Annotated in this window: 23 protein-coding genes; 5 read left to right on the top strand and 18 right to left on the bottom strand. The window is 49.7% G+C overall.

The features are described from left to right. Window positions 1–143: 143 nt before the first annotated feature. The 10 genes from BM200_RS09920 to BM200_RS09875 all read right to left on the bottom strand — a co-directional run bounded on the left by BM200_RS09920 (window position 144) and on the right by BM200_RS09875 (window position 12611). The gene (locus tag BM200_RS09920; protein WP_091184541.1) at window positions 144–1352 is read right to left on the bottom strand and encodes an MFS transporter; all 1209 of its coding nucleotides are present in this window, start codon (window positions 1350–1352) and stop codon (window positions 144–146) included. Between the two features lie 70 nt (window positions 1353–1422). After that, window positions 1423–2022 (bottom strand): TetR/AcrR family transcriptional regulator, encoded by a 600-nt coding sequence (locus BM200_RS09915; RefSeq protein WP_091184539.1) that lies wholly within the window; start codon window positions 2020–2022, stop codon window positions 1423–1425. Between the two features lie 52 nt (window positions 2023–2074). After that, entirely contained in the window at window positions 2075–2341 is a 267-nt protein-coding gene (locus tag BM200_RS09910; protein WP_091184537.1) for a hypothetical protein, read from the bottom strand. Between the two features lie 121 nt (window positions 2342–2462). Further along, window positions 2463–4994, bottom strand: coding sequence for a LamG-like jellyroll fold domain-containing protein (locus BM200_RS09905; RefSeq protein ID WP_425434541.1), 2532 nt, complete (start codon window positions 4992–4994; stop codon window positions 2463–2465). A gap of 220 nt (window positions 4995–5214) precedes the next feature. Further along, entirely contained in the window at window positions 5215–6165 is a 951-nt protein-coding gene (locus tag BM200_RS09900; protein WP_245772968.1) for a glycoside hydrolase family 43 protein, read from the bottom strand. Window positions 6166–6195: 30 nt separating this feature from the next. After that, window positions 6196–7605 (bottom strand): arabinan endo-1,5-alpha-L-arabinosidase AbnB, encoded by a 1410-nt coding sequence (gene abnB, locus BM200_RS09895; protein ID WP_175532858.1) that lies wholly within the window; start codon window positions 7603–7605, stop codon window positions 6196–6198. Between the two features lie 62 nt (window positions 7606–7667). Next, the gene (locus tag BM200_RS09890) at window positions 7668–9158 is read right to left on the bottom strand and encodes an alpha-N-arabinofuranosidase (protein ID WP_091184531.1); all 1491 of its coding nucleotides are present in this window, start codon (window positions 9156–9158) and stop codon (window positions 7668–7670) included. Window positions 9159–9196: 38 nt separating this feature from the next. Beyond that, a complete protein-coding gene (locus BM200_RS09885; protein ID WP_091184528.1) occupies window positions 9197–10057 on the bottom strand; it encodes a carbohydrate ABC transporter permease in 861 nt (286 codons plus the stop codon). 159 nt (window positions 10058–10216) lie between these two features. Then, window positions 10217–11125, bottom strand: coding sequence for a carbohydrate ABC transporter permease (locus BM200_RS09880; protein WP_091184527.1), 909 nt, complete (start codon window positions 11123–11125; stop codon window positions 10217–10219). 88 nt (window positions 11126–11213) lie between these two features. Next, on the bottom strand, window positions 11214–12611 hold the full coding sequence (locus BM200_RS09875) for an ABC transporter substrate-binding protein (RefSeq protein WP_091184524.1): 1398 nt from the start codon (window positions 12609–12611) through the stop codon (window positions 11214–11216). 368 nt (window positions 12612–12979) lie between these two features. Here BM200_RS09875 and BM200_RS09870 point away from each other — a divergent pair, with 368 nt between their 5' ends. Beyond that, window positions 12980–13903, top strand: a complete 924-nt coding sequence (locus BM200_RS09870; RefSeq protein WP_091184523.1) for an ArsR/SmtB family transcription factor — start codon at window positions 12980–12982, stop codon at window positions 13901–13903. Between the two features lie 67 nt (window positions 13904–13970). Here the strand turns inward: BM200_RS09870 and BM200_RS09865 are convergent, their stop codons facing one another. Then, the gene (locus BM200_RS09865; RefSeq protein ID WP_091184520.1) at window positions 13971–15014 is read right to left on the bottom strand and encodes an oxidoreductase; all 1044 of its coding nucleotides are present in this window, start codon (window positions 15012–15014) and stop codon (window positions 13971–13973) included. Window positions 15015–15202: 188 nt separating this feature from the next. Here BM200_RS09865 and BM200_RS09860 point away from each other — a divergent pair, with 188 nt between their 5' ends. Next, a complete protein-coding gene (locus BM200_RS09860; RefSeq protein ID WP_091184518.1) occupies window positions 15203–15961 on the top strand; it encodes a DeoR/GlpR family DNA-binding transcription regulator in 759 nt (252 codons plus the stop codon). A gap of 53 nt (window positions 15962–16014) precedes the next feature. Here BM200_RS09860 and BM200_RS09855 read toward each other — a convergent pair whose 3' ends face one another. Further along, window positions 16015–16941 carry a glycoside hydrolase family 43 protein gene (locus tag BM200_RS09855; RefSeq protein WP_091184516.1) on the bottom strand — a complete coding sequence of 309 codons (927 nt, stop codon included), beginning with the start codon at window positions 16939–16941 and terminating at the stop codon, window positions 16015–16017. 334 nt (window positions 16942–17275) lie between these two features. Between BM200_RS09855 and BM200_RS09850 the strand changes: the two genes are divergently transcribed. Beyond that, entirely contained in the window at window positions 17276–18817 is a 1542-nt protein-coding gene (locus tag BM200_RS09850; RefSeq protein ID WP_091184514.1) for an acetamidase/formamidase family protein, read from the top strand. A gap of 56 nt (window positions 18818–18873) precedes the next feature. On the opposite strand, the gene BM200_RS09845 is transcribed toward BM200_RS09850, so the two are convergent. The 4 genes from BM200_RS09845 to BM200_RS09830 form a co-directional block, all read right to left on the bottom strand. Then, on the bottom strand, window positions 18874–19320 hold the full coding sequence (locus BM200_RS09845) for an Lrp/AsnC family transcriptional regulator (RefSeq protein ID WP_091184511.1): 447 nt from the start codon (window positions 19318–19320) through the stop codon (window positions 18874–18876). Window positions 19321–19412: 92 nt separating this feature from the next. Beyond that, entirely contained in the window at window positions 19413–20549 is a 1137-nt protein-coding gene (locus tag BM200_RS09840) for a DUF2264 domain-containing protein (RefSeq protein WP_091184510.1), read from the bottom strand. 20 nt (window positions 20550–20569) lie between these two features. After that, window positions 20570–21433, bottom strand: coding sequence for a sugar phosphate isomerase/epimerase family protein (locus BM200_RS09835; RefSeq protein WP_245772967.1), 864 nt, complete (start codon window positions 21431–21433; stop codon window positions 20570–20572). Window positions 21434–21525: 92 nt separating this feature from the next. Next, window positions 21526–22098 (bottom strand): P-loop nucleotide/nucleoside kinase family protein, encoded by a 573-nt coding sequence (locus BM200_RS09830; RefSeq protein WP_091184507.1) that lies wholly within the window; start codon window positions 22096–22098, stop codon window positions 21526–21528. A gap of 191 nt (window positions 22099–22289) precedes the next feature. Between BM200_RS09830 and BM200_RS09825 the strand changes: the two genes are divergently transcribed. Continuing rightward, a complete protein-coding gene (locus BM200_RS09825; RefSeq protein WP_091184504.1) occupies window positions 22290–24053 on the top strand; it encodes a glycoside hydrolase family 2 protein in 1764 nt (587 codons plus the stop codon). A 72-nt stretch (window positions 24054–24125) separates the two neighbouring features. Here the strand turns inward: BM200_RS09825 and BM200_RS09820 are convergent, their stop codons facing one another. Further along, window positions 24126–25007 carry an SDR family oxidoreductase gene (locus BM200_RS09820; protein WP_091184502.1) on the bottom strand — a complete coding sequence of 294 codons (882 nt, stop codon included), beginning with the start codon at window positions 25005–25007 and terminating at the stop codon, window positions 24126–24128. Between the two features lie 104 nt (window positions 25008–25111). Between BM200_RS09820 and BM200_RS09815 the strand changes: the two genes are divergently transcribed. Beyond that, window positions 25112–25504: a MerR family transcriptional regulator gene (locus BM200_RS09815; RefSeq protein ID WP_091184500.1), complete on the top strand. Its 393-nt coding sequence runs from the start codon at window positions 25112–25114 to the stop codon at window positions 25502–25504. A 58-nt stretch (window positions 25505–25562) separates the two neighbouring features. On the opposite strand, the gene BM200_RS09810 is transcribed toward BM200_RS09815, so the two are convergent. After that, entirely contained in the window at window positions 25563–26195 is a 633-nt protein-coding gene (locus BM200_RS09810; protein WP_091184498.1) for an ABC transporter permease, read from the bottom strand. Between the last annotated feature and the right edge of the window lies 1 nt (window position 26196).

The following is a 26196-nucleotide window of genomic DNA, read 5'->3' as shown; positions in this document are numbered from 1 at the left end:
CGCTGCCTATTATCAGCTTCTCTCATTTTGCCCATTAGGTCATTATATTTCAATGATGACGCAAGTATTTTTCAATGACTCTTAACCTAAAAAAAGCTGACGCCGGCAATAAAACGACCGGCATCAGCTGTTGGAAAGCAGCCTTATGATTGCGCGCTCTGCAGGCTTCGTTTTCTATCGCTTAACGTTAACGCGAAGCAGACGAGAAGAACCAGGCAGGCTAACGCATAAGGATAATTAATATCCACATCAAACAGGAATCCCGCAATGATTGGCCCGGCAATATTGCCAAGGCTGGTGAAGGCCGAGTTGAGACCCGCCACATAGCCCTGCTGGTCCTTGGCGACCATGGACATCTGTGTGCTAATCGCCGGACGAAGAATATCGATGGCGAGGAAGATAATAAACGTAACGGCAAATACCATCCAGAATTGATGGACGAACAAGGTCAGAACGATAAACAGCCCGGCAAAAAGAAGGCAGATGGAGATGACCCTCCGCTCGCCGAACGTCTTCAGGATCCAACTGAAGACGGTGACCTGAACAACGGCTCCGGCGATCGAACCAAACGTAATGATAAAGGCGATATCCTTAGGCCCGTAGCTGAATTTATGATCGACGAACAATCCAAATACGGTCTCGAAATTAGCAAGTCCAAAGGACATCACAAAGACGATAATCAAGCTCAAGAAATACGGCTCCCGATAAGAATAGCGCAATTGCGTAATGAACCCGCTCTGTTGTTTCTTGAAAGCAGGAGCAGGAGCATCCGCTGCTTCTTCTTGAACTGGCCTGGACTCCGGAAGAATAAACAAATTGATAAATGCTGCAATTAACCCTGCGACACCTGCGGCATAAAAAGGCACCCGGATGCCAAACTCGGCGATATAACCGCCAATGCCGGGACCAATGATAAATCCGGTTGTAATCGCCGCATTAATGAGCCCCATCCCCGCTGCCCGTTCTTCCTTGGTCGTAATATCTGCCGCATACGCCATAACGGCCGGCATAATCATAGCCGCGCTAATGCCGCCTAGCAGCCTCGACACAAATAAGAGGACCGGAGATTCTGCGAACCCAAACAGGGCTTCGGAGACCGCAAATACGATCATGCCGATAACAATCATTCTTTTCCTGCCGAACTTGTCGGATAATCTCCCGGCAAGCGGCGAGAATAGAAGCTGCGTCAGCGAAAAGGCAGCAACCAGAAGGCCAACTATACCTCCGGTAATGCCCAGCGTCTCCATGAACTTCGGCATAATCGGGATAACAAGCCCGATCCCCGTGAAGACTAGCAATAAATTAAACATCAGGATAAGCAAAGCTCCCCGATTTTTAAGCAATAACGTCATTCTTTATTCCCCCGATTTCATGCTGTCATAATACTGAATATTCATTCTAGATTATTGCAGAAAAAAAGGCCTAGCGGGCCGGTTTGGCGATGCCGTGCAGGAACACATCCATAGCCAGCCGGTAAGCCGCCAGAGCTTCATCCCTATCCATTCTTCGCGTATGCTGATTAAGGCCATACATCAGACTGTCCAGAATAATGGCGAGTCCGGTTACGTTCGTGGTTTCGAATTCTCCGTTGTTGATACCCCGCTGCAGCAAATTCCGGTTAAAATCAATATAACCTTTTACCATCTCATTGATGCGCTCTTCCACTTCCGTATTTTTCTCCGCGTTGTAGAAGAACTCGTCAACCGCCTTGGTAAGCGGATGATTAAGCTGATCATGCGCCAGATGCTCAGCCATTCCATACAGCTTATCAATCGTTGTCGCGTACAGCGGCTCCTTCGCAAGCCAAGTCTCTTCCCACTCGGTATTCCAATCCTCGATCAGATGCAGGAACAGTCCTTCCTTGCTCTTGAAATGATAATAGATGTTGCCGGCACTGCAGCCGGTCGCCTTCACAATATCTTCAATCGAAGTCGCCTTGTAACCCTTCTGAACGAACAAAGCCCGCGCGGCATCGGCTATTTTCCTCTTCGTCTGCTCGGTTTGCTGCTGTTTCTTATTCACTTATGGCTTCACCTCTATCCAGTAGATCGATACCCGACACAATACTGAACGTTTATTCAGTATTGTAAGCGATGAAGGCATACTTTGCAATCGCATCCGAACGTTGATGGTTACATATTCCTGCCCCCTGTTGGAAATAATCCTTTTCCCCGATGGCGGATTTCAATCCAGGCTGACCAATATTCAAGTCATTCCAATGAAGACCGTCCTGGCTTATAATGCTCTCCATCCTTTGCTCTCCGGTAAAATGCACAAAAAGATAAGCTTCATATCGTTGATTTTTCTGGAATCCAGGATAGATATCATAGACAAATTCCACGAGAGATGTTTCTCAATTTAAGGTCACTTGGGGGCCTTAAAGTCTCGCAGAGCTTGGTTTCTTCCCTCATTCACAACAAAGAAAGGTTGCCCCTATGGGACAACCTTTCTGCTATTGCCCTTTATCCTGCCAATTCCACTATTTGAGGCGGGCTAAGCGCTCCTTCATAAACCTGCAGTTCATCAAGTTGTCCTTTGAACGGAGTATCCCACCAGTTAACACCAAGGCTGAAGACTGAATTGGTTCCGGTGAAAATATCCGGGAAGTTCGAGCCAGTGAACTTCAGCTCTCCGTTGACATATACGGATAAAGTCCCGTTATCTACGGAATAAGCAAGATGTGTCCAGGTACCAGTTGGAATTGTGAGTCCAGCGATCCCGTCATACCAGACACTGCTGCCGGACCATACCATCGTATTATCGCCAACAGGACCTTTAGGAACAAGGCTCACCCAGTTAAAGCCATCCTTGGCGCCAAAGAAGGTTGTGGTATAGGTAGTCAACTGTTCGGGCTTTACCCACAGTGATACCGAATATTGATTGCTGTCGATCAGCTTATTAGGTAAGCGTACGCCGGAATTGCCGTCTAATATAGCTGCTTGGCCATTAACGCCAGCCGTATACGAGATAGTGCCGCCCGTAATGTCAATTCGATTGCCGGTTACTGTACCAGCACCGTAGCCGCCGGTTGATTCCGTCAAATCGTTCTCAAATGAATATTGGGCTACAAGTGTGGCATCTTCATACGGAAGCACCGTTAAGTCAAAGCTCTTCGAGCTTGTAACGGCTCCCTTCGTGACGGAAGCGGTCAGCGTTACGGCTGTTGCAGCCGAGCCGGAGTCTGGACGAACGACAACACCTGCTGCCGACACAACATCCGGATTGTTGGATGTCCACGTAATTGGAGTATGACGCATGCCTTCAGAAGGAAGATTCAGATTCGCAATCACGCGGCTGGTATCCCCTATATTCAAATCTGCAATAATGTCCGCAACGACTTGCGAGTCTGTCTTATCCTCCTGCTTGCTGCCCCAGATGGTTACCCCTTCATCAGACATTGCTGTAAATGTCATGACGAATTGTTCGGATTCAGGATCCCACCCTTTCACGAACACACCTTTGTACGTTTTGCCGTCCAGAGTCAGCTCTGCTTCGTTATGACCAGTCGATTTCCAGGTCCCCGCAGCATCGCCCGTCACTTTATTGTTCTTGTTCAGCGTAATGTAACTGGACTCTACAAGGTCGGCCGTTGTTCCTTTGCCATGATTAATAAATTTATATTCGCCGATCAGATCCTCGCGATTCACCTTCTCAAGGGATTCGCCCGAATAACGGTATGGCGCTGTGACAAGCCAGCCGTCCTTATTCATAAACATCTGATGCACGCGTACTTCATGGTTCTCGCCTTCCTGCGGAAACCTGGAATGGAAGACTAGAAACATTTTTCCGGTATCTGGATCCTGATAGAACGAGTTATGTCCTGACGAAACATAGCCGTAGCCAATTCCTGTGCCTGGATCGCCCACTTCACGCTTAAACAGGAAGTTCCCCATCAGCTTGTTGCCAAAGGCCGAAACGTCCGTGTCACCTTGAAGTACGGCGCTTTCCCCTGCTGCGTCCACGAAAGGACCAAGCGGATTCTTGGAACGGTACAATCTCATATTGTAACCGCCGTCCGCACCCAGCCATCCGATCGTATCAAACAGATAATAGTAGTCCGTTTCTTTGTTGTAGACCATGTAAGGACCTTCTCCGGATTTGTAGTAGCCGCCGGCGATCTTCGTTCCGAAATAACGGTCAACCAGTCTGCCGTCTGTGGTAACGGAGTCCTTACCCGGATAAACAGCCTTGCCTGTTGCCGGATCGATCTGCAGGGTAAATATTCCGCCTGACCATGAACCATAGGACATCCAAAGCTTACCGTTCTCGTCAAACATGAGCTGCGGGTCAATAGCGTTAGGATACGTAATGTTGGAGAAAGTGCCATCGCTATTAAACCATTTATCGCTAGAGCCGCTCAGTTTCCCGTCCTCAATCAACTGTGGGATATTCGTGTTTGTCCATTTCTTATTAATGACGCTGTTGGCATCATAAGCCTCACCTGCTGTAAAGCCGGAATAAACGAGAGTATCCACATACGTATACGGACCCTCGATGTTCTGGGACACGCCAAAACCAATTGCCGAGCGGATGTAAGTCGATGAGGTACAATAATAAATCATATAGGCACCCTTCGTTCCATCCGCATTAACATAGCTGTCATTCCAGAACACATCCGGCGCCCAGACAGAGAAGCCGCCTTTGCTGTCGGAATCATTTTCCCCGGCCCACTTAAAGGACGTCGCAAGATTTTGCGATAGATCCCCGTAAATCACGTTGTTTGGTGTTGTATATCCGTTCGTAAACGTCGTCCAATTCATCAGATCCGTTGATTTGGCAGCCTCAATATGAGAGCCAAAAACATAGAAGTTGTCGCCGTCTCTGACGATCGAAGGATCATGAACCGACACATCGCTGTACGTTGGTGCAGCCGGCTCGCCACTTGCACCAGTCTTATTGCCAGATGCAGCGGTTTCCCCGCTTCCCATAGCGGTAACAGGAATCATTAACGTGAAAATTAACATGGACAAAATCAGCTTATACGATTTTCTCATTTCAAACATTCTCCCCTCAATCATTCCAATCATCCTTTATTCGTGGATTCAGTGTTCCTGATACGAAAGCTGCATTTGAAAAGATGTACAATGATCGTTATGCAAGAGATTCTGTTCCTGATCGTTGAGCTCCCGCGCCTTCGCTTGGGCTACGCCCTCTAGCGAGTCAACAACAATTGACGCTACACTATGAATTGACCTATTGTGCTATATTTTATAGCTATTCGAATACCGGCTTGCCATCCTCGCTCCACTGCAGCTTGCGGACGAACGTATGACGGTTCGGATCGTACAGCGGATCACCAACAATCTCCTTGTACGTGCGGGCGTGGAAGATGAGGATATCATCTTGGCCGTCTTCCGATTTCGTGAAGCTGTTGTGACCCGGTCCGAACAGACCGCGTTCCTCGTCCGTCTTCAGCACCGGCTGCGGCGACTTTGTCCACGAGGCCGGGTCCATCAAGTCAGCCTCTTCCGATGCTTCAAGCAGACCCATGCAGTAATGATGATTCGTCGCGCTTCCTGAATAGGAGATGAAGATACGCCCATTACGCTTAACAACAGCCGCACCCTCGTTCACGAGGAAGCCGATCACTTCCCAGTCGTACTCTGGTTTCGTCAGCATGACGCCATCCGACGCCAACGTCCATGGATTCGCGAGCGGTGCGATGTACAGATTGGAGTTGCCCTTGATGTCCGGATCTTTCTGCGCCCATACGAGATAACGGATGCCGTAGTGCTCGAATGTCGTCGCATCAAGTGCGAATGATTCCCACATCGTCTTGATTTGGCCTTTCTCTACCCATTCGCCTTCGAGCGGATTTGCCGACTCGTTCTCCAGCACGAACATACGGTGATCGAACAGCCCATCGTTTGTCTCAGTTGTGCGGGCAGCGGCGAAGTAGATATACCACTTGCCGTCGATAAAATGGATTTCCGGCGCCCAAATATTTGCACTCATCATGCCGGACGCATGCCTCCGCCAAGCAACAACCGGCTCCGCTTCCGCAAGACCCGCAATTGTGCTTGCCCGTCTCACTTCGATCCGGTCATATTCCGGAACGGATGCTGTAAAGTAGTAAAACCCGTCTTCATGCTTGTAAACCCAAGGATCAGCCCGCTGCAATATAATAGGTTGTTCCGTCGCCTTCATCGTTTTTTGTTCAGTCATCGTCTCTCTCCCTCTCTATTTTCAGCAATGTTATCGTCTTGCACCCCACAGAGCGGTGCCATCCTCCGACAGGACGGTGAACGTCTCCGTCCATACCTCCGCTGTTTCATCCCAAGACCGGAGCAAATATCCGTCATAAGCCATGCCGTCCACCGTCAGATGAAGACCGGCTTCCCCGGTTAACTCCCATTCACCGCTTACCGCGCCAGCCACGGTACCGTCCTTCTCTAGCCGAATCGCTGCGGATTCCTTCAGTTCGGCCGAAATGTCTTTCCCGTGATTCACAAGCTCATACTCTCCCGCAGCTGCATCCTTGTCGACTTTCCTGAGTGTCTCACCGGCGTACTGGAACGGCACAACAACAGGCCAGCCTTCCTCGTTCAGGAAGAACTGGTGCACACGAATCTCGTGCTTCTCCCCACTGTACGGGAACCGCGAATGGAAGATTAGATAATAGCTTCCGCTCTCCTCATCGTAGTAAGCTGAGTTATGGCCAGGCGATACGTAGCCGCCTTCGCGTCCCTCATCCGCCGGATCCTTCCACAGATGGTTGCCCATCAGCTTTGTGCCGAACGGCTCAACGGACCGGTCATCGAACAGGGGAAGCGACGGATCCGCCTTCGCCTCAATCATATCTTTTCCTTCTGCATCGACGAACGGACCGTCCGGATTTTTCGAACGTGCAACCCGTATGTTGTAGCCGCCTGCGGCATCGAGTCCGCCATACGACAGGAACAGGTAGTAATAGTCCGTGTCCGGACTGTACAGCATATACGGACCTTCGATCCGGCTATGGTTGCCGCCAAGCAGCTTCTTGCCGTACCCTTGGCCTGGCAGGGGCTTACCTGTCTTCTCATCCATCTCCAGAATGAAAATACCGCCTGAATAGGAGCCGTACACCATCCACAGCTTGCCGTCCTTATCGAAAAAGACATCGGGATCGACGACATTCGGATGAATAGTGGCGTCGTAAATCTCGCCATCCTCACTCGGCTCGCCCCACATGCCGGACTTCAGAATAATGCCCAGATCCTTATACGGCCCTTCGATGTCAGCCGCCACTGCTACACCCATTGCCGAGAGCGGTGAATCGCCGCGGCATGCGTTGTAGTACATGTAATACTTGCCGTCTGCAAGCTGGATGACGTCCGCAGCCCAAAGCGTATCGGTCTGTGCCCATTCGAACGTTTCACGCAATTCCTCCGTCACATTCGGAATGAGCGGATTGCCGTCAGCCGCGCCGGATGCAACGAGCTCCCAGCTCATCAAGTCGGTTGACTTTGCTGCCGCCAGATGTGAGCCGAATACATAATAAGTACCGTCCTCCGCCCGAATGACGGACGGATCATGTACAGATGCTTCATTAAACACCGGTGTTGTATTCTCCACTTTTCCTGCCCCGCTGTTCCCCGCATCACTACAGCCGGCGAGCAGCAGCATGGCGGTCAAAGCCGTTCCGATCCCCACTCGCAGTCCACGGTATCTTCCAGCCGCGCGCGCCATCAAACGTTAGGTGTCAGCCCCACGACCGCCACCGATGCCGGAGGAAGCTTCACGGACAGTATGCCGTCCGCCCATTGCGCTCCATCAAGCGATTGCTGCGCAACCCGGTTAGGCTGATCAAATGTGTTATGGGCATGAATATCATCTGCTGCGAGAAGTGAGCCGCTTACCGTATAACCGGAAGACGAGCCGCGGAGCTCAACGTTCATCTCGGCTGCATGATTCGGATCAAGGTTCGCCAGGCTGACGCTGATAACGCCATCCTTAACCGATGCGGATACCGTCACCTGCGGCATCTTCTTGCCGAAGCCCTCGTATTCCCCGAACGAGCCGTGAATGGCAAGCGCATCGGCATCCTGATGCACCTTGAACATTTCGAGTACATGATAGGTTGGCGTGAGCAGCATTTGCTCCCCTTCTGTCAGGATAACGGCTTGCAGCACGTTAACCATTTGAGCAAGATTCGCCATATGGACCCGGCTGCAGTGCTTGTGGAAGACATGCAGGTGAATCGCGGCAACCAGCGCATCGCGCATCGTGTTCTGCTGGAACAGAAAGCCCGGATTTGTCCCCGGCTCTGTCAGGAACCAAGTGCCCCATTCATCGATAATTAGACCAACGCGCTTCTCCGGATCATACTGATCCATAATCGTGCTGTGGCGCGTAATCAATTCGTCCATATGGAATGCCTTGGCCATCGTTTCTGCCCAGACCTGCTCGTCAAATTCGAGTGCCGATTTCTTCTCTTCCCATCTACCCGGGATCGTATAATAATGAAGGCTCAAACCGTCCATAAGATGGCCCGCTTTACGCATAAGCACTTCCGTCCAACGATAATCGTCGATGTTGGCGCCGCCTGCCACCTTATAAATTCGGTTGTCGCCGTATTGTCTGACGTAAGTCTGATAATTGCGGTATAAGTCCGCGTAATATTCCGGGTGCATATTGCCGCCGCAGCCCCAGTTCTCATTGCCAACGCCAAAATATTTCAACTTCCACGGCTGCTCGCGTCCGTTTTCCTTCCGCCAGTTCGCCATCGGCGATTCGCCGCCGAACGTCATATATTCAACCCACTCGCTCATCTCCTGCACCGTGCCGCTGCCGACATTGCCGCAGATGTATGGCTCCGTATCCAGCAGCTCACACAGCTGGAAAAACTCATGCGTACCAAAATGATTATTTTCTACAACGCCGCCCCAATGCGTGTTGACCATCCGCTTCCGCAATTCCCGCGGGCCTACGCCGTCCTTCCAATGGTATTCGTCTGCAAAGCAGCCGCCCGGCCAGCGTAGGTTCGGAATGTTCAGCTTGCGAAGTGCTTCAAGCACGTCATTGCGAATGCCTTTCGTATTCGGAATCGACGAATCTTCGCCGACCCACAATCCTTCATAAATGCAGCGGCCCAAATGCTCCGCGAAATGTCCGTAGATGTGACGGTCGATCGTGCCTACCGTCCAGTCCGTGTGTACAACTACTTTGAAAGTGGTCATCGTTGGTCTATCTCCTTTATATATGTAGAAATCAATTCCTATCCTTTAATACCCGTGAGGGCAATCCCTTCAATGAAGAAACGCTGTGCGAATGCAAACAAAATAAGCGTTGGTATGAGCGCAACAACTGCGCCCGCCATAATAAGCGTCCATTCCGTTACGTAGTAGGACGAGAAGGACGCAAGCTCGAGCTGGAGCGTATATTTCTCCGGCGTGTTCAAGTAGATGAGCGGTCCAAGATAATCGTTGTACCCCGCGTTGAAGGACAGAATACCTTGTGTAATCAAGGCCGGCTTCGTAAGCGGAATAATAATTTTCATAAAAATCCCAAACGGGTTCATTCCGTCAATCTTCGCTGCATCTTCAAGCTCGTCGGGGAGCTGCTTAATGAATTGGCGGAAGAAGAAAATCGTCATCGGCGCACCGAACATGCCTGGAATAATGAGCGGCTTCCAGCTGTCCGTCCAGCCGAACGTCTTGAACATAATAAAGGCCGGAATCATCATAACCGCACCGGGAATAACCATCGTGCCGACGAGTGTCATGAACAGCTTGTCACGCCCCGGGAACCGCAGCTTCGCGAACGCGTAGGCAGACAGTGCACAGGCGAATAGGCCGATCACAAGGGTTGGAATAACTACGATCATCGTATTGAAGAAGCCTCGAATCATATGTGCATCAGTGAAAATTAGCTTGTAGTTGTCCCAAGCAAAGGTTGAAGGTATCCACTGCGGCGGATACGAGAACACCTCGCCGTCCGGCTTAAGCGACGTAGACAGCATCCACAGGAAGGGCACTGCCATGATGACACCGCCGATGATCATTAACAGGTAGACGACCGTATTGGCGAGCGTAGCACCTGTTTTCACTTTGCGGCCGGTTGCCGTTGTTGTACTCATGAATTTGTATCCCTCCTAAAAAGAATTGCAACACTAACTGGCTTATCATAAGCCGTTTATGGTAATTCTTACTTCGTAAGCATAAACCTAAAGAATTGCAACACTAACTGGCTTATCTTTAGCCATTTATGGTAATTCTTACTTCGTAAGAACAGGGCCTTAGTTGTAGTGGACCCATCGCTTGGACAGCAGGAAGTTGATCAGAATGACGAACATAATAATGATGCCGATGAACCAGGCAATTGCAGACGCATAGCCCATTTCACTGTACTCAAAGGCAATGGTGTACAAGTAATACACAATTGTTGTTGTTGAGTAATTCGGGCCGCCGCCTGTAAGCAGCTGGAACCGAGGGAAGTCCTGCAGCGCACCAATGAGCGAAGTGATCAGGACAAAAAACGTTACCGGCGAAATCCCCGGAACTGTAATGTGGATGAATTTGTTCCAGCCGCCCGCGCCATCGACCGTAGCCGCTTCATATAAGGAAGACGGGACATTGCCAAGCGCTGCCAGATACAAAATGATGCTGACGCCCATACCGCCCCAGACACCTTGGATGATAATGGCGATCATCGCCCATTTCTCATCGACTAGCCATGCCGGCGGGTTCAGGCCGAGCTCGCTAAGGTAGTAGTTGAGCAGGCCGAAGTCGGCATTAAAGATCCACTGCCAGATCATCGCCAGCGCAACCATGGAGCAAATCGTCGGCAGGAAGAACATCATCCGGAAGAAGTTTCTGCCGCGAAGCTTCCGATCAAGCAGCAGCGCGATGATTAGCGAGACGATCATGCTAACCGGTACACCAAGTGCCGCGTAGAACGTATTCCATAGCGTCTTCCATACGAGCGGATCATTGGTGAGCGCCCGTTTATAGTTAGCAACCCCCGTAAAATCAGCAGGTTGCCCGAAATTAAATGTTGTAAAGCTCATATAAAGTGAATTCACAAACGGATAAAGTAAAAATACAAGCACGCCGATGAACGGCGGGGCGATAAACAGGAAACCCCACCACTTCTCACTGCGGTAGAGCGACTTTCGCTTCGCCGGCTTGACGGTATTGGCACTCATCAGGGCTGCCCCCTTTCTTGATTTGTTCCGGTAAAATGAAACTGCAACGTGTCCGCGCGGCGTACGCGTTGCAGCTTCACGTTATAAATTACTGAAAGAGCTCCGGATTGCCTTCTTTCAGATCTTTCTCAACCTGCGGCTTCAGCTTCGTGAAGAAGTCGACTGCCGATTCTTTGCCGGTCCAGAACTTGCTGAGGTTTTGGTTAAGGGTATCAAGCCATTTGCTGTTCGGCAGATACGTCCACGTACCTGCCTGTTGGCCTTCGCCAGCTTTAATGAACACTTCCGAATGCTCCGGCTTTTGGCCAGGTTGCGTGTATACTTCATCGTCGGACATGGATTTGAAGTTCGGAATTTGGAAGCCGAGCTCCGTCATCTTCGTCTGACCTTCAATACCTGAGAAGAATTCAACCAGCTTGAAGGCTGCTTCCGGGTGCTTCGACTTCGCATTGACGCCGAGACCAACCGATCCTGACCAGCCGTTCGTCCAGCTACCATTGTTGGATGGGATCGGTGCAACGTCCCAATCGAACTTCAGCTTGCGGTATGTAGGCACCATCCAGCGGCCGCCCGTAATCGTCGCAAGCTTGCCTGCTTCGAACATTTGACCATCGTTCATCGATTGCAGCGCCCTTGAATCTGGCACGACTTTGTGTGTATTCGTAAGATCATAAATAAATTGCATCGCATCGGCAGCAGCCGTCTCGTTCAGTGTGAATTGTTTGCGGTCATCACTCAGCACTGCTCCGCTGTTGCCCCAGACGAAGCCCTCCCACCAGATTGGACCTGCACCGAAGATGTCTGTCTTGCCGTCACCGTTCTCGTCGACGGTAAGCTTCTTCCACATCTCAAGCGCTTGCTCCCAGTTCATAGGCTTCTCTGCACTCGGATATGGAACGCCCAGCTTGTCGAATATCGTTTTGTTATAGTACATAACCGTAGGGCCGATATCTTTCGGAAGTGCATAGTAGCTGCCCGTTCCCGTAATCTTGCCGTCGTAACGGTAACGGTTCAGACCGCCTTCCCACATGTCATTCAAGTCCAGCTTATCGCTTGCTTCAACGTACTGCGTGATGTCAAGGAATGCGCCCTGCTTCACCCAGCGCGGGAAGTCGCCATCGCTTGTGAAGATGACATCCGGTGCTGAGTTGCCGGCAATCATCGTATTCATTTTCGTTGTATAATCGTTAGGAATGTGAATGAATTTAACTTTGATGTTCGGATTCGCTTTCTGGAATTCGTCGAGTACCGCCTCGAACACCTTGCGTTCGTCCGGAGCTCCCCACGACGAGATGGAGATTTCAACCTTCTCGGCTGGCGGCTGCTCGCTTTCTTTATTTGCCGCGTTAGTGTTACTGCTTGCAGCTGCATTGCTGCCTGCAGCGTTATTGCCCGCCGTGCCGTTGTTTCCTCCGTTGTTGCTGCTGCACGCCGTAACCGTTAGCGCAGTGATCAGCGTAAGCATCATAATCGAACTCTTTTTCATCTGTTTCAAAACCTCCTCATGATTAGTAAAGCGAATTGACAACCCCCATAACAGCGCTTACATATTCACTCCGAAAAAAAGTACCCTCCCTTCCGAATGCGTGGCTGCTTCCTGCAAATGATACGAATGATTTACAGTTGCCGCTTAAGTATTTTACATAAATGTGAAGTATTTCGTAGATGACTGTGATATTTAGCATGTTAAAACGCACGATTCATTTTGTCAACGATTTTCTATAAAGTGTTTCATATTTTTGTTAAGTTCTTCGTAATTTAATTCAAAAATTTAAATGATTGTTGTGTACTCTTGTCAGAACTCAATCGGATGAGGTATATTTAATAATAAAATGAACTATAAAAAGAGGTCACATGGAAACAATTGTATCGGAGAATAATCTCCCCTTATTCGAGGCTTTGGCCAGCAACGTCCGGATTAAGATCATCGAGCTGCTCGGACAAGAGCCGATGATTATGAAAGACTTGGCCTCCGCACTTGGACTTAGCAACTCGATCATTACGATGCACGTCAAGAAGCTTGAACGGGCTGACTTGGTCCGCACGGAGATGATTCCTGGCAAGGGCGCATCACAAAAGCTTTGCACGCTAGTAGCCGACCGGATCGAGCTCGTGTTCCCGAGCAAAGGAATGATTCCGCGCAACTTCCATATTTCCAACATCTCCATCGGACATTTCACCGATTTCGACGTCAAGCCTACGTGCGGCCTGGCTTCCAAGTACAAAATCATCGGCGACGGCTTCGACGACCCGCGTTATTTCCTCGACCAGGAACGTGTCGACGCTAAGATTTTGTGGTTCTTGAAAGGCTTTATTTCGTACAAAATTCCAAACTTCCTGATGCCCGAGGAAGAGCCTGAAGAGCTTGAGCTCACGATGGAGCTCGCTTCAGAGGCCCCGCTGTCCAACGAGCATTGGCCATCCGACATCTCCTTCACGTTCAACGGCTTCCCGATCGGCAAATGGACAAGCCCCGGCGACTTCGGCGGCACGCGCGGCAAGTATACACCAGAGTGGTGGAATATCGAGATGAATCAGTATGGCTTGCTCGTCCATATCCGTATCAATAACGACGGCACATTCATCGAAGGAACAAAGGTATCAGACTATACGATCGACAACGTCGACATTAGACGGCTGCAGTGGGACCTCAGGCTGGAGGTCAGGGAAGACGCGAAGAACATAGGCGGACTGACCATCTACGGCTCAGGCTTCGGCAACTACTATCAGGACATTGTCAGCAAGCTTACCTACATCGATCGCAAGTATATGAAGTAATCGCATAAAGCACAAAAAGCGCTTAGCATGGACTCCGCCATGTTAAGCGCTTTTCTGCTTGTGTTATTTAATTAAAAGGCAAAACTCTTTTCTCCCTGCTACTTTGAATCGCAAGCTCAATGACTCTAATCGTATTCATCGCATCTGCCGCATCAACCGGTACAGGCTTGTTGTCTGTTATCGCTTGATACATGCCTTCATAGAAGCGTTCATAGCTTCCTTGTTGCGTCGGCACCTTGCTTGTTACCGCTTGGCCGTCAACCGTTAACGTGAGATCGCCATACCAATCTTCCCGGTCCTTGCCCCAATCAGGCTGGCCCGGCAGGCCGCCTCGCCGAAGCATATCCTCTTGTGAATCCAGCCCGTACTTGATAAAGCTGCCCTGACTGCCGTGCACCTGGAATCTTGGACCATGCTGCATGACAAGCGAACCGCTATGGAGAATGACCCGCATGTTCTCATACGTCAGTATCAGATGGAAATAATCAACGACCTCGGAGCCTGTTCTTTGCACGAGCAGATCGGCATATACGCTTGCCGGCTTTCCGAACAGATGCAGCGTTTGATCAATCAAGTGTGCACCAAGATCATAGAGCATACCGGAGCCCGGCCCCGCTTTCTCTCTCCATCTGTCCGATACTTGCGGCCGGAAACGGTCATAATGCGTCTCGTAGGAAGCGATATCCCCCAGTTTACCGGAAGCAATAAGGCTCTTCACCGTGAGAAAATCATTATCCCATCTCCGGTTCTGATATACGCTAAGTTTCTTATTCTGCAGCTTGGCCGTCTCGATCAGATCTTCTGCTTCTTCCGATGAGATGACAAAAGGCTTCTCAACAATCACGTGTTTGCCAGCGAGCAAGGCTTGCTTAGCATATGGATAATGCGTCTGATTAGGCGATGTAATGACAACAAGATCAATATGTTCATCAAACAACAATTCCTCTAACGAGGTTACGACTGAGGCGTCCGGCAAATACTGTCCCACTTTATCCGGGTTGCTTGAGACCACCTTCACGATTTCCATTCCCTCGACAGACTGAATAATTGGTGCATGAAAGACTTGTCCCGATAATCCGAATCCGACTAATCCTACGTTCACTTTGTTCATTTCCGAGCACTCCTTTACCGCCATTTTCTTTAATCAGTATAAGTGAAGATGTGCATATATTCAACAGAATGTAATTAATATACTTATTATTTTAAGCAAAACACTTACTAAAAATCATATTTTCCTTGTGTCCAAATTCCCCGGATGCTTATAATGAAAGAAGAATGTATGAATAAGGTGGGCATAGAATGACGCAAGAGGAACGGATACAATCGATCGTCGATTATTTGAAACGGAATCACAATATAAGCATGGAAGACATTTGTACGAAATACGAGGTCTCTTATGATACAGCAAGGCGGGATCTTGTCCGGATGGAATCGGACGGCCTAATCGTCCGCGTACGCGGCGGCGCTATTTTGCCTTCGATGACCAAGCAAATTAGCAGCTACAAAGAGCGGCTCACCGATGCAGGCAGCAAGCGCTCCATCGCCCTGGCTGCAACGTCACTTATTCAGAGCGGTGACTATTTGATGCTGGATACGGGAACAACAACGCAATATATCGCCGAATTTATGCCCTCTCAGGATAACGTTGTTGTCACCAATTCGATCGATATCGCTGCCATCCTGTGCGACAAGCCGCAGACAAGAACCCATATGCTTGGCGGTGAGCTTCATGCCTGGCATCGTTATGCCTTTGGACCACGCACGATCGAGATGCTCAGCGACATCCGGGTAGACAAGCTTTTCCTCGGTACATGCGGCATTACAGCCGAAGGCTTGTTTGCCCCTACTGTGGAAGAAGCTTACCTGAAACGGGAAATGATCAAGCGGGCAAATCAGGTTATACTTCTGGCCGATTCCTCCAAATTCGAGAAAACGCTTTTTCACCGGGTATGCCCGTTTGACGACATCGACGTACTGATCACCGATGCCGAGCTGCCCGTCCCCTTTGGAAAAATATGCACCGAATACGACATAAAGGTGATTGTTGCAGCCGGATAACTGGGTGAACGAAAAAAGCTTAGCATGGATTGCTCCACGCTAAGCTTTTTGTCTTATTTCCCCTTTGTCCCCCAGGCTTCCAATAAGGCCTTATATTCCGTTCCGGTCAGATTCAGGAAAGATCCGTGTCTCTTCTTTGTTGCCCCGAGGTTATACTCTTCCGGATTCAGCACACGGAACTGTCCGCTGGACAAGTCTTCGGTAATAAGCGGCAGATACCCCTTGCCTGTGGCATATTGATCAACCATCAGGCACCATTCGTTACGGTCATTGAATTTGAATACCTCCGGCCCTTCTACTCCAAACAGCTTGTCCAATACAGGAAAATGCAGCTCTTGGAAGGACGAACGGGATAACGAATTGCTGCGCTCAACCGTAATGCACTTCGTTGTTTCGTCCTTCGAGTACCGGTAATACGTATTCCCTTCCCTGATAATGGTCGTATCAATCACATGATTGCCGCGTTCGATATATTTCTCGGGCTTCGTGAAGCTGATAAAATCCGTTGTTCTGGAGCTGTAAATAATCTGCTTAGGATCGCTCTCTCCTGCTTTCACCATGGATGCCCAGAACATGAGATGCTCTCCCGCTTCCTCGTCAAAGATCGTCTCCGGCGCCCAGACGCAGCCTGCATCGGGAAGATCAATCTCCACGCTTCTCTCCTTCGACCAATTCACAAGATCCGAAGACTCCCAGACGATAATCGAGCGGCTGCCGCGATGCTGAGCCGCATCCCAACCCTTATCATTTGCAATGCGCAAATCCGTCGCAATGATGTAAAATTTGTTGTCCAATGGAGAACGGATAATAAAAGGATCGCGTACTCCCTTTTCGCCAATGCCGGATTGTAAAACAGGCTTGCCTGGATTCAGGTCATTCCAGTGAAGTCCGTCCTTGCTTACAGAGAAATAAACCTGCTCGCCATCCTCATGCTCGCCGGTAAAATGCACAAAAAGATACGCTTCATAATCCAATGACATTTGGTCAATCCTCCTCGTAATCTCTCCAGTTCCTATTAACCGGTACAACTAACCTTAACCCCTACATATTAGGATATAACAGGACAGCTTGATAATCACTTTTTATGCTTTGAATTGACCTATTGTGCTATATTTGCAAGCCGGCAGCAGTCGAGTCTATATCCCGCTTCAAGTATGAATTAAATATATAAACCATATGGGCGCAGATTCTTAATATATTTAATTCATATACGCATAAAACTTTATATTGTTAATTCCAATACCTTCTGCTATACTCAGTCTCACTAACATGTTAGGAAAACTTACACGTATTAATAAAAAAGGAGACTTGATTATGGGGAAAAGGATGTCATGGAAGGTTATTATGGCTTTATCTGCTTTAACAACACTTGGTTCGCCGCTTTATGTAGCGAATGCTAACACGAAATCACTGCCAAAAACACATTATCTTGCCGCCAATGCGGACAATGTCCGTTGGGGGAATATCGGCAAAGGCGATCCGGTGCTTACGGTCAATTCCGGCGACATCGTAACTGTCGAAGCGATTACCCATCATTCCGGTGATGATTACGAGAGAATGATAGAAGGCGATGCCGGCGTGGAGGATATTTTTCACTGGGATAGTGTAGAGAAGAACGAAGATCTGCGCGGACCCGGCGTACATATTATGACAGGACCTATCGCTGTCGATGGAGCAGAACCGGGCGATGTTCTGGAAGTGAAAATATTAGACATGAAGCTCCGGCCTAACGGCAACGAAAAGCATGAAGGCAAAACCTATGGCGTCAACGCAGCCGCCAACTGGGGTTACTTATACGGAGATATGGCAGAAGAACCAAAGAAGCGCGAGGTTGTCACGATCTATGAGATGGAATCTGACGGCGTCACAGATTATGCCACCGCGCTTTACAGCTTCAGGTGGACACCGCAAACCGATCCGGACGGCAAAGTACATCCGACAATCGATTATCCCGGCGTCATTGTAGATCACGATACGGTTGAGGAGAATTATAGTGTACTGAAAGGCGTGAAGGTACCGGTAAGGCTGCATTTTGGCACGATGGGCGTCGCTCCGAAAGAAGCGGATATTGTTGACTCCGTCCCGCCTTCCTACTTCGGCGGCAATGTGGATGATTGGCGCGTAACCGAAGGCGCATCCATGTACTATCCGGTTTCCGTACCAGGCGCGCTGCTGTCGGTAGGTGACCCACATGCTGGCCAAGGGGATTCGGAGATCAACGGAACGGCAATCGAGACATCAGTGACCGGCGATATTCAAGTCATTCTTCATAAGAAAGCGGATCTAGACAAAAAGCTGAGCGACCTCAATTACCCGCTGCTTGAGAATGAGAATGAATGGGTCGTGCACGGCTTCAGCTACGCCAACCACTTGGCAGAGCTTGGGGATAATGCGCAGAAGGACATCTACAACAATTCTTCTATCGATAAAGCGATGAAGGATGCTGCGCATAAAACGAAGGATTTTCTGATGAAAGGCATGGATCTGACCGAGGACGAAGCCTACTCCCTCATGTCGGTCTCCACGGATTTCGGCATTACGCAAGTGGTTGACGGCAATTGGGGTGTTCATGCGGTAATCGGCAAAGGGCAATTCGGCGAGGCAGAGCAACAGACCGTAGGACTGCGTAGCAGCTTTGAAAGTTTTGGAGCAAAGATCGGCTGGAATAACGCGAAGCAAGCCATCACCATTAGCTACAACGGCAACAAGCTTGTCATGAAGATTGGAGATGCCACTGCAACTTACAACGGAGAAAAAATGAAGCTGATCGCACCTGTGCTTCTATTGGATGAGAAAGCCGTAGTCAGCGACTATTTTGCAAGCTTCTACAAATCCGTATTGTCGAAAACGAACTAATTATTCCCTTATAAAAAAAGGAACCGCCGGGCTTCTAGTTCCCGGCGGTTCTCTTTCTAAATATTTAAGCCATCCTGATTTTTGTGACGCTTAAGCAGAATCTGATTCTCGACGCGCAATATCCCTTTTAACGAGTAGATGGATTCGTGCATGAAACGATCCACCTCGTCCATATCCTCCACCAGATAATGAACGTGCAGAAGGCAAGGTCCGGTCATTTCGTAGAGAACCACCACGCGTTCATTCGCCTTAAGCAATTCCAGAATTTCATCCAGATGCGCCGGCTCTACCTCAAGCTCCAAGTAAGCGGATATTTTTTTCCCCAGCTTCTCGGCATTGATGACAATCGAGAACTGCTCGATGATTCCCTGATTCACAAGCCTGTCAATCCGTTCTTTCACCGCAACCCCCGACAAGCCCACTTCCTTGGCCAGGTCGGTATATGAAATCCGGCTGTTCTGAGACAGCCTGAGCAATATAAGATTATCGATTGAATCCAGCATGATCTCACCTCTTTAGTCGTTATTGTAACAGATCTCATGAAGAAAATGGACCTGTACAATAAGGATATAGAGGGCAACCAGCACGTAACGCATTAGCCCGAAATCGCCTTATCCCTCGGCGCTTCGCCTCCGGACCATATTTTCCTGGCGCTCCAATCGGCCTCCCCTTGCCAGAAATCGGCTTCAGGCGGCAGTCCCAGAGCAAGAAATACCGTCGTGCACAAGTACAAGCTTCCCGTAGAAATGTACTCTTCACCGATTTCCGGCTGACTCCCGGCAAATCCGATCCGAAGCCAGCCGTTGTCGTCGAACGTGCCCGGCATCTCGATCTGCCTCTTCATGACCGCCGTCAGCGCGCAGCGGACTTGAGCAGGCTCAAGCTCCTCCGGGAGCTGTTCCCTTAATGCCATCAAGGATAAATGCTGGAACGCGCCAAACCGATAAGCAAGCGATCTCCCGATTGGCGGAAATGTCCCTTCCGGCGAAATCAACCGTTCCTGAACGGCTGCATAACGAACGGCCCTTGTCTGCACCTTGCTTCGAAGGTCTGACCAATCCCCGTATTGATCGTGGACGGCATCCAACACTTCAACCAGCATAGGTTGAATGACAAAGCTGTTGTAATAGTCCCAATGAAAGGCAGGGCCGTCTCCATAGACCCCGTCACCTGCGTACCATTGCTCATGCTGCCGCAGCGCATAATCGATACGCATGCGGTCCCATTGTGCGCCTATCCGATATAATGCAGCTTCAATCATGGCGCTAAATAGCAGCCAATTACTGAAAGCGGGGCGAATAACCCGCGTTGCCAGCAAAGCAGATATCAAATTCTCCTTTACCTTCGGCTCTAACTGCTCATATAGCTCATTTGGCGCGCGAAGAACCGCATTTGCGAGAAAAGCTGCATCAACCAAGGGCTGTCCGCCCTTATCAAAATTCATGAAGTCAGGCGAAGCCGGATCCGTTGCCGCATCGATTGCCCGTCTTACCATAGCTGCCATATGGTCTCGAAGCTCACCTTCGTCACCTGTACGAGGCCCTGTCTCGAGCCACGGCGCAATTCCGGCTAGCGTCCGCCCCAGTGCTTCCAAATACGTGTAGTCGCTCCGGCCCTCCTTCAACGCTTCGACCGGCATAACCGTACGAAGCCGCCGTTCGGATAATGCATCTAGTACAGGATGTGCAATGCGAACCAAGGTATCCATCCAATACTTTCTGTCCGTCACCATAACTCTCCTTTATACACAAGTTAATCGTTTCCGACCTCCGACCAAAGCCTTCTGGCCGTTCTCATAAAGAACAACGACTGCTCCCAGCGGTTGCTAATTTCATTGGTGCGTCCCGCGTATTCATCTGTCGTAATCGCATAGGACGGCGGGCCAAGCTCCACAACAAACGGAAGAACAGCTCCCTCTCCCGCTTCCGATCGCCAATTCCTCATGCCATCGCTCCACCAGCGTTCGAAGTGCGTCATCATCGGGTGCTGTCCATCTTTTCCTACGTCAACCTGCACCTGCTCTCCGTTCGACACCCTGGCATGGAACGCCGAACTGCGGGTCAGAACCGTCTGGATCAGCTGCTCCGCTTCCTCCGATATCATATGCATCTCGCCAGCCACCACATAATGCGACAGATCGATCGTCAAACGCAAAGAATCCAGTGCCTTGATATATTGAATCGTACGCAATAAATCCTGAGTTATCGTGCCGCGGTGCGTCTCGATATAGGTCTGGATTCCGGCCTGCCCCGATAACGCATCAATCGTGCTGAGCAACTGAACAGCCGGCTCGTCTATCAAGAATGGCGTCAGTACTTGAACATTGATATGTTGGATGCCGCCATATGCTTTCGCTTTGATCAGGAAACTCTCCATGTCTTCAGCGGTTTTCGGGTACGCATTAACGCTAAAAGATAAGTCGTAACGCTCGAGGAGCCGTCTCCATTTCTCTTCTTCCTGTGGAGCCGGGATAAATCCGTTGATGCCGTCAAAGCCCGCTTCCGCTATCATCTCCACCTGTTCCTCGGTACTGTGTCCCGCGGCTGCAGCCAATCCAGACATTCCCCACCATGACATCTGCACATCAAGCCTTGGAATTCGATTATCTTTTGTCACGCGCTCTCCCCCTAAATGAATCTATTCTCTAGTATATTTACTGAGCTTAAGGAGAGGCAGTATCGATCCTGCTCTTCACTCATCGAATCCTGCTATTTACTTCTCTCAAGTGCCGATCTCAGTCGCTTGAGCAAATCCGCATAACCCGTATCGCTTGTTGTAGTCATCTCGATAACCGTTCCGCCAATCGACAAAGGCTCAAGCTTCTCATGCAAAAGCCTCTCTTTATTGCCTTCCTGTTCAATCCATTCCAGATCTTGATGGCCAATATGCCGTTCTGCTGATCCCATGCGCGCGAAGTAACGTTCCAGCAGCACCTCTCCATCAGCTCTGCACATCACTTGAAACGGTTCAAAATCATAAACCTGCTTCAATTCAAGAAACTCCGCAGTTCTTAATTCCGGCCGTCCGAAGAATCCTTCGATTATTAAGGATTGGCCTGCCGCCAGCAAAGTGCCGGCAAAAGAATATAAAAACGTAAATGCTGCCGGAGCCAGCAAGGGAGGAGAGCCGTTGGTCTTACAATCTAAAGCGTCAAAAAGGGTCTCATAGATACCGTCCCGGGACAATAAGGGCAGCCGCAAATCTTTTGAAAGCCGCTTGGCCAAAGTCGTCTTGCCCGCACCGGGAAATCCATTGATTATGATTAACAAGGGTTTCTCCATAATCCCTTCACCTCTATTCGTTTTCCTCATTCTACCACCAATAAGCTAATTACATAATTAATTAACTTGTTAGTTAATAAAACAACATTTTAGTTGACGTAATGCTATTAATTTAGCATAATATGAATAAATTCATTAAGAAGTTATTTATTATATCAACCAAATTGTTAACTAAAGGGAGAGAAAGAAGGATGACAAGCACGCACAAGTATGTGAAGGATTATCCACGGCCGCAATGGGTACGCGACGAATGGCAATTATTAAATGGTGAATGGAGCTTCCGCTTCGACGATTCGTTTGAAGGAGAGCGCAGCAAGTGGTACAGCAAGTTGGATGCAGACCGGAAGATTCAGGTTCCGTTCACCTATGAAACAAAAGCAAGCGGCATCGGCGAGGAGAAATTCCATCCATGCGTATGGTACGAACGGAATGTAGCCATTCCGAAGGAAATCGGAGACAAGCGCGTAATCCTCCATTTCCAAGCTGTCGATTATTTGGCTAAGGTATGGGTAAACGGCGTATATATCGGTTCGCATGAAGGCGGATATGCCGCGTTCTCGTTGGATATTACAGATGCTGTACAGCTTGGCGGAGACAACCGCATCATAGTCCGGGTCGAAGACGGCAACAGCACGATGCAGCCGCGCGGCAAGCAGCGCTGGACGGACAAGAACTACGGGTGCTGGTATGTACAAACAACGGGCATCTGGCAGTCTGTTTGGCTCGAATACGTTGATGTATACCATGTAAACAGAGCTAAGATTACGCCTAAGCTTGAGGAAGCATCGGTAACGTTCGAATACGAGCTGGGCAGCACCGTCCGCTCCTTCGACAACCTTACCCTGCAAACGATTATTCGATATGACGGGAAGCTCATCCGCTCTTCTGAAACGAATGTAGACCGCACGTTCCTGAAGGTGGAAATGAGCGTCATGAACGACGTTAACGAATGGAAGATTCATTCTTGGCACCCGAATCATCCGAATTTGTACGACGTAGAGGTTATTCTGAAGAAAGACGGCCAGCCGGTCGACAGCGTGTACAGTTACTTCGGCATGCGCCGCATCCAAATTAAAGGCGACCGCATCTTACTGAACAAGCAGCCGCTTTATCAGCGCCTTCTGCTTGATCAAGGCTACTGGGAAGATACTCATCTGACGCCGCCTTCTGAGGAAGCGATTATTGAAGATATCGAGAAAACGCTGGCGCTTGGCTTCAACGGCGTGCGCAAGCATCAGAAGCTTGAGGATCCGAGATACCTGTACTGGGCTGACCGCAAGGGCCTGCTCGTCTGGTCGGAGATCGCTGCCACTTACGAGTTTGGGGACGATGCGGTAGAACGGTTCACCAAAGAATGGATGGAAGTTGTCCGCCAGCATTACAACCATCCAAGTATTGTGACTTGGGTACCTTTTAATGAATCATGGGGCGTCGGACAAATATTCACGGACCGGAAGCAGCAGCAGTTCACGGAGTCGATCTATCATTTGACCAAGTCGTATGACCAGATGAGACCTGTTGTTGTTAATGACGGCTGGGAGCACACCATCTCGGATATCATTACGCTGCATGATTATGAGGAGCTTGGTTCCGTGCTCGAAGCGCGTTATAAAGATAAGGACGCGCTGCTCAGCAATGACTTCGCCCATGATAAATACCGTTACCCGTTCGCTAACGGGTACAGCTACCAAGGGCAGCCTGTTATCATCAGTGAATACGGTGGTATCGCCTTTACGAGCGAGTCTGGATGGGGCTACGGCAACCAGGTGAAGAACGAAGAAGATTTCCTGGCCCGATATGAAGGCATCACCCAAGCGATCAAGAACCTGGATTACGTCAGCGGCTACTGCTATACGCAGCTGACCGACGTTCAGCAGGAAGTTAACGGCTTACTCACCATTACGCGCGAACCAAAGATCGATATGGAGAAAATCAAAAAAATCAATTTGAAGTAGTTAATGAACAGCAAACAACCTCCAAGCCCTGAACGGGCTTGGAGGTTGTTTGCCTATTACACGCAAGCATGGTTAATTGAAATAATGCCCCTCTTCAAGATCCTGGATCAATCCAACATGTACAGGACGCCAGTTCAAGCTTTCTTGGGTCAGCGTACTCGACGCCATGTTGTCGGCTTTGGCGGCGAAGGAAAGCCAGCCAAAGTGACTGTCTGCCTCTTCCGGGGAAATACCAACTACCGGCAGGTCTAGATGGCGGCCGATAACACCCGCGATATCACGGAACGGAATACCTTCATCGCCAACCCCATGCAAACGTGCGCCAGCCGGTGCGGCTTCCACCGCCAGCCGGTACAATCGCGCGGCATCAAGGCGATGCACGGCCGGCCAGTGGTTAGACCCGTCGCCGATATAAGCAGAGATGCCTTTGCTGCGGGCGATGTCGATAAGAGCCTTGACGAAACCATGATCACCAAGGCCGTGTACAGACGGTGCCAGGCGAACAACCGATGACCGCACTCCCTGCTCAACCAGCTTCATTGCTGTTTGTTCGGAACGCCGAGGCGTAGTCGGAATCGGAGCATCCTCTTCCGTCCCAAGGCGTCCTGCTGGAAGCATTAACGTACCCGAGGTACCCACGAACGGCTTTCCTGTTCCTTTCAGTGCTGCTCCGATCGCCTCGGTCGCCAGCCGATCCGTCTCGGCAGAAGCCGCAAAATTCAAGAAATCGTGATTGAAAGCGAGGTGAATGACGCCGTCCGCCGCGGCGACTCCGTCACGCAGGCTCTCAAGGTCATCCAGGGATCCCCGATGTACATCCGCTCCATTGGCTTTTAATGCTTCGACTGCCTTATCCGAACGGGCAAGCCCGACAACCTCGTGCCCTGCGGCGAGAAGCTCGCGAACAACCGCCGATCCGATAAAACCGGTAGCTCCAGTGACAAAAATACGCATTTATAAATACCTCCCGGAATGAAATGATTCACTTACAAAGGTAAGAATAAAGTATAGAGCGCACTCGATAGCAATACCTTTTCATTCGATGCTATAATTAAAAAATGGAAAAATATTATTCGAGCAGACAAGTCTCTGAAAGAACCGGGTTAAGCATTCACACCTTGCGGTATTATGAGCAAATCGGTTTAATTGATGGGATTGCACGGGACGATAATGGATATCGCCAGTATTCTGAATCCGATATCGTATGGTTCCAGGTTCTCAATTATTTTCGGACAATCGGGATGTCTATCCGGGAGATGCAGGAGTATGCCTCCTTCAACAATAGCGAAGAAGTTCCTACCCTAACAGCAAGGCGGGAATTCATAGAGAGTTACCGCAGGAAAGTTGTCGAACAAATGGCGGAGCTCGAAAGGTCGCTGGATAGAATCGACGAAAAAATCGGTTTTTTCAAAAATCTGGAGAACTCCAACAAGCGGCAGCCGGACAATTAATAAGCATTGAAAGCAAAGAGAAACCAGCATCTGGAACAGACGCTGGTTTCTCTTTTATCTATCTTCCGGCAACTCGGGTCGCATTCTGCAGGCGCTCCAGCGCTAAGTCAGCAAGCAGTGCAAGAATTGCGGCAGGAATAGCTCCTGCGTACAGACGAGCGGAGTTATTCATGTTAATACCCGAATAAATTTCTCGTCCCAAACCGTCTCCGCCAACAAGCGGGGCTATGGTTGCTACACCAATTGCAATAACCGCTGCGATTCGTATTCCCGTCAGCATAAATGGCAGGGCTAGCGGCAGCTGGACATTGATCATAATTTGCAGCGGGCTCATTCCGACGCCTTTTCCAGCCTCCATAATAGACTTATCCACCTGGGTTAACCCGACATACGTATTCCGAATGACCGGAAGCAGCGAATATAAGAACAATCCAACAACAACGGTTGTTGTCCCAAGCCCAAAGGCAACCATCAAGAGCACCAGGAGCGCCAGACTCGGGAATACTTGTATGATATTCGCTACCGTTAGAATAATCCGCGCGCTCACCCGGTTTCGCGATGCCATTATCCCAAGAGGAATGCCAACGACAAGCGCTAGCAGCAAGCCAATCAGCACCATCATAATATGCTGCCCTGTGAATACAAGCAGATCAACCCAATTTTCTCGCACATAGCGGAAAAACAATTCCATC

This window comes from Paenibacillus catalpae (genome assembly GCF_900112695.1).
Lineage (GTDB): Bacteria > Bacillota > Bacilli > Paenibacillales > Paenibacillaceae > Pristimantibacillus > Pristimantibacillus catalpae.
The sequence above is the reverse complement of the archived record's forward strand: the minus strand, read 5'-3'. Positions and strand labels throughout refer to the sequence as shown.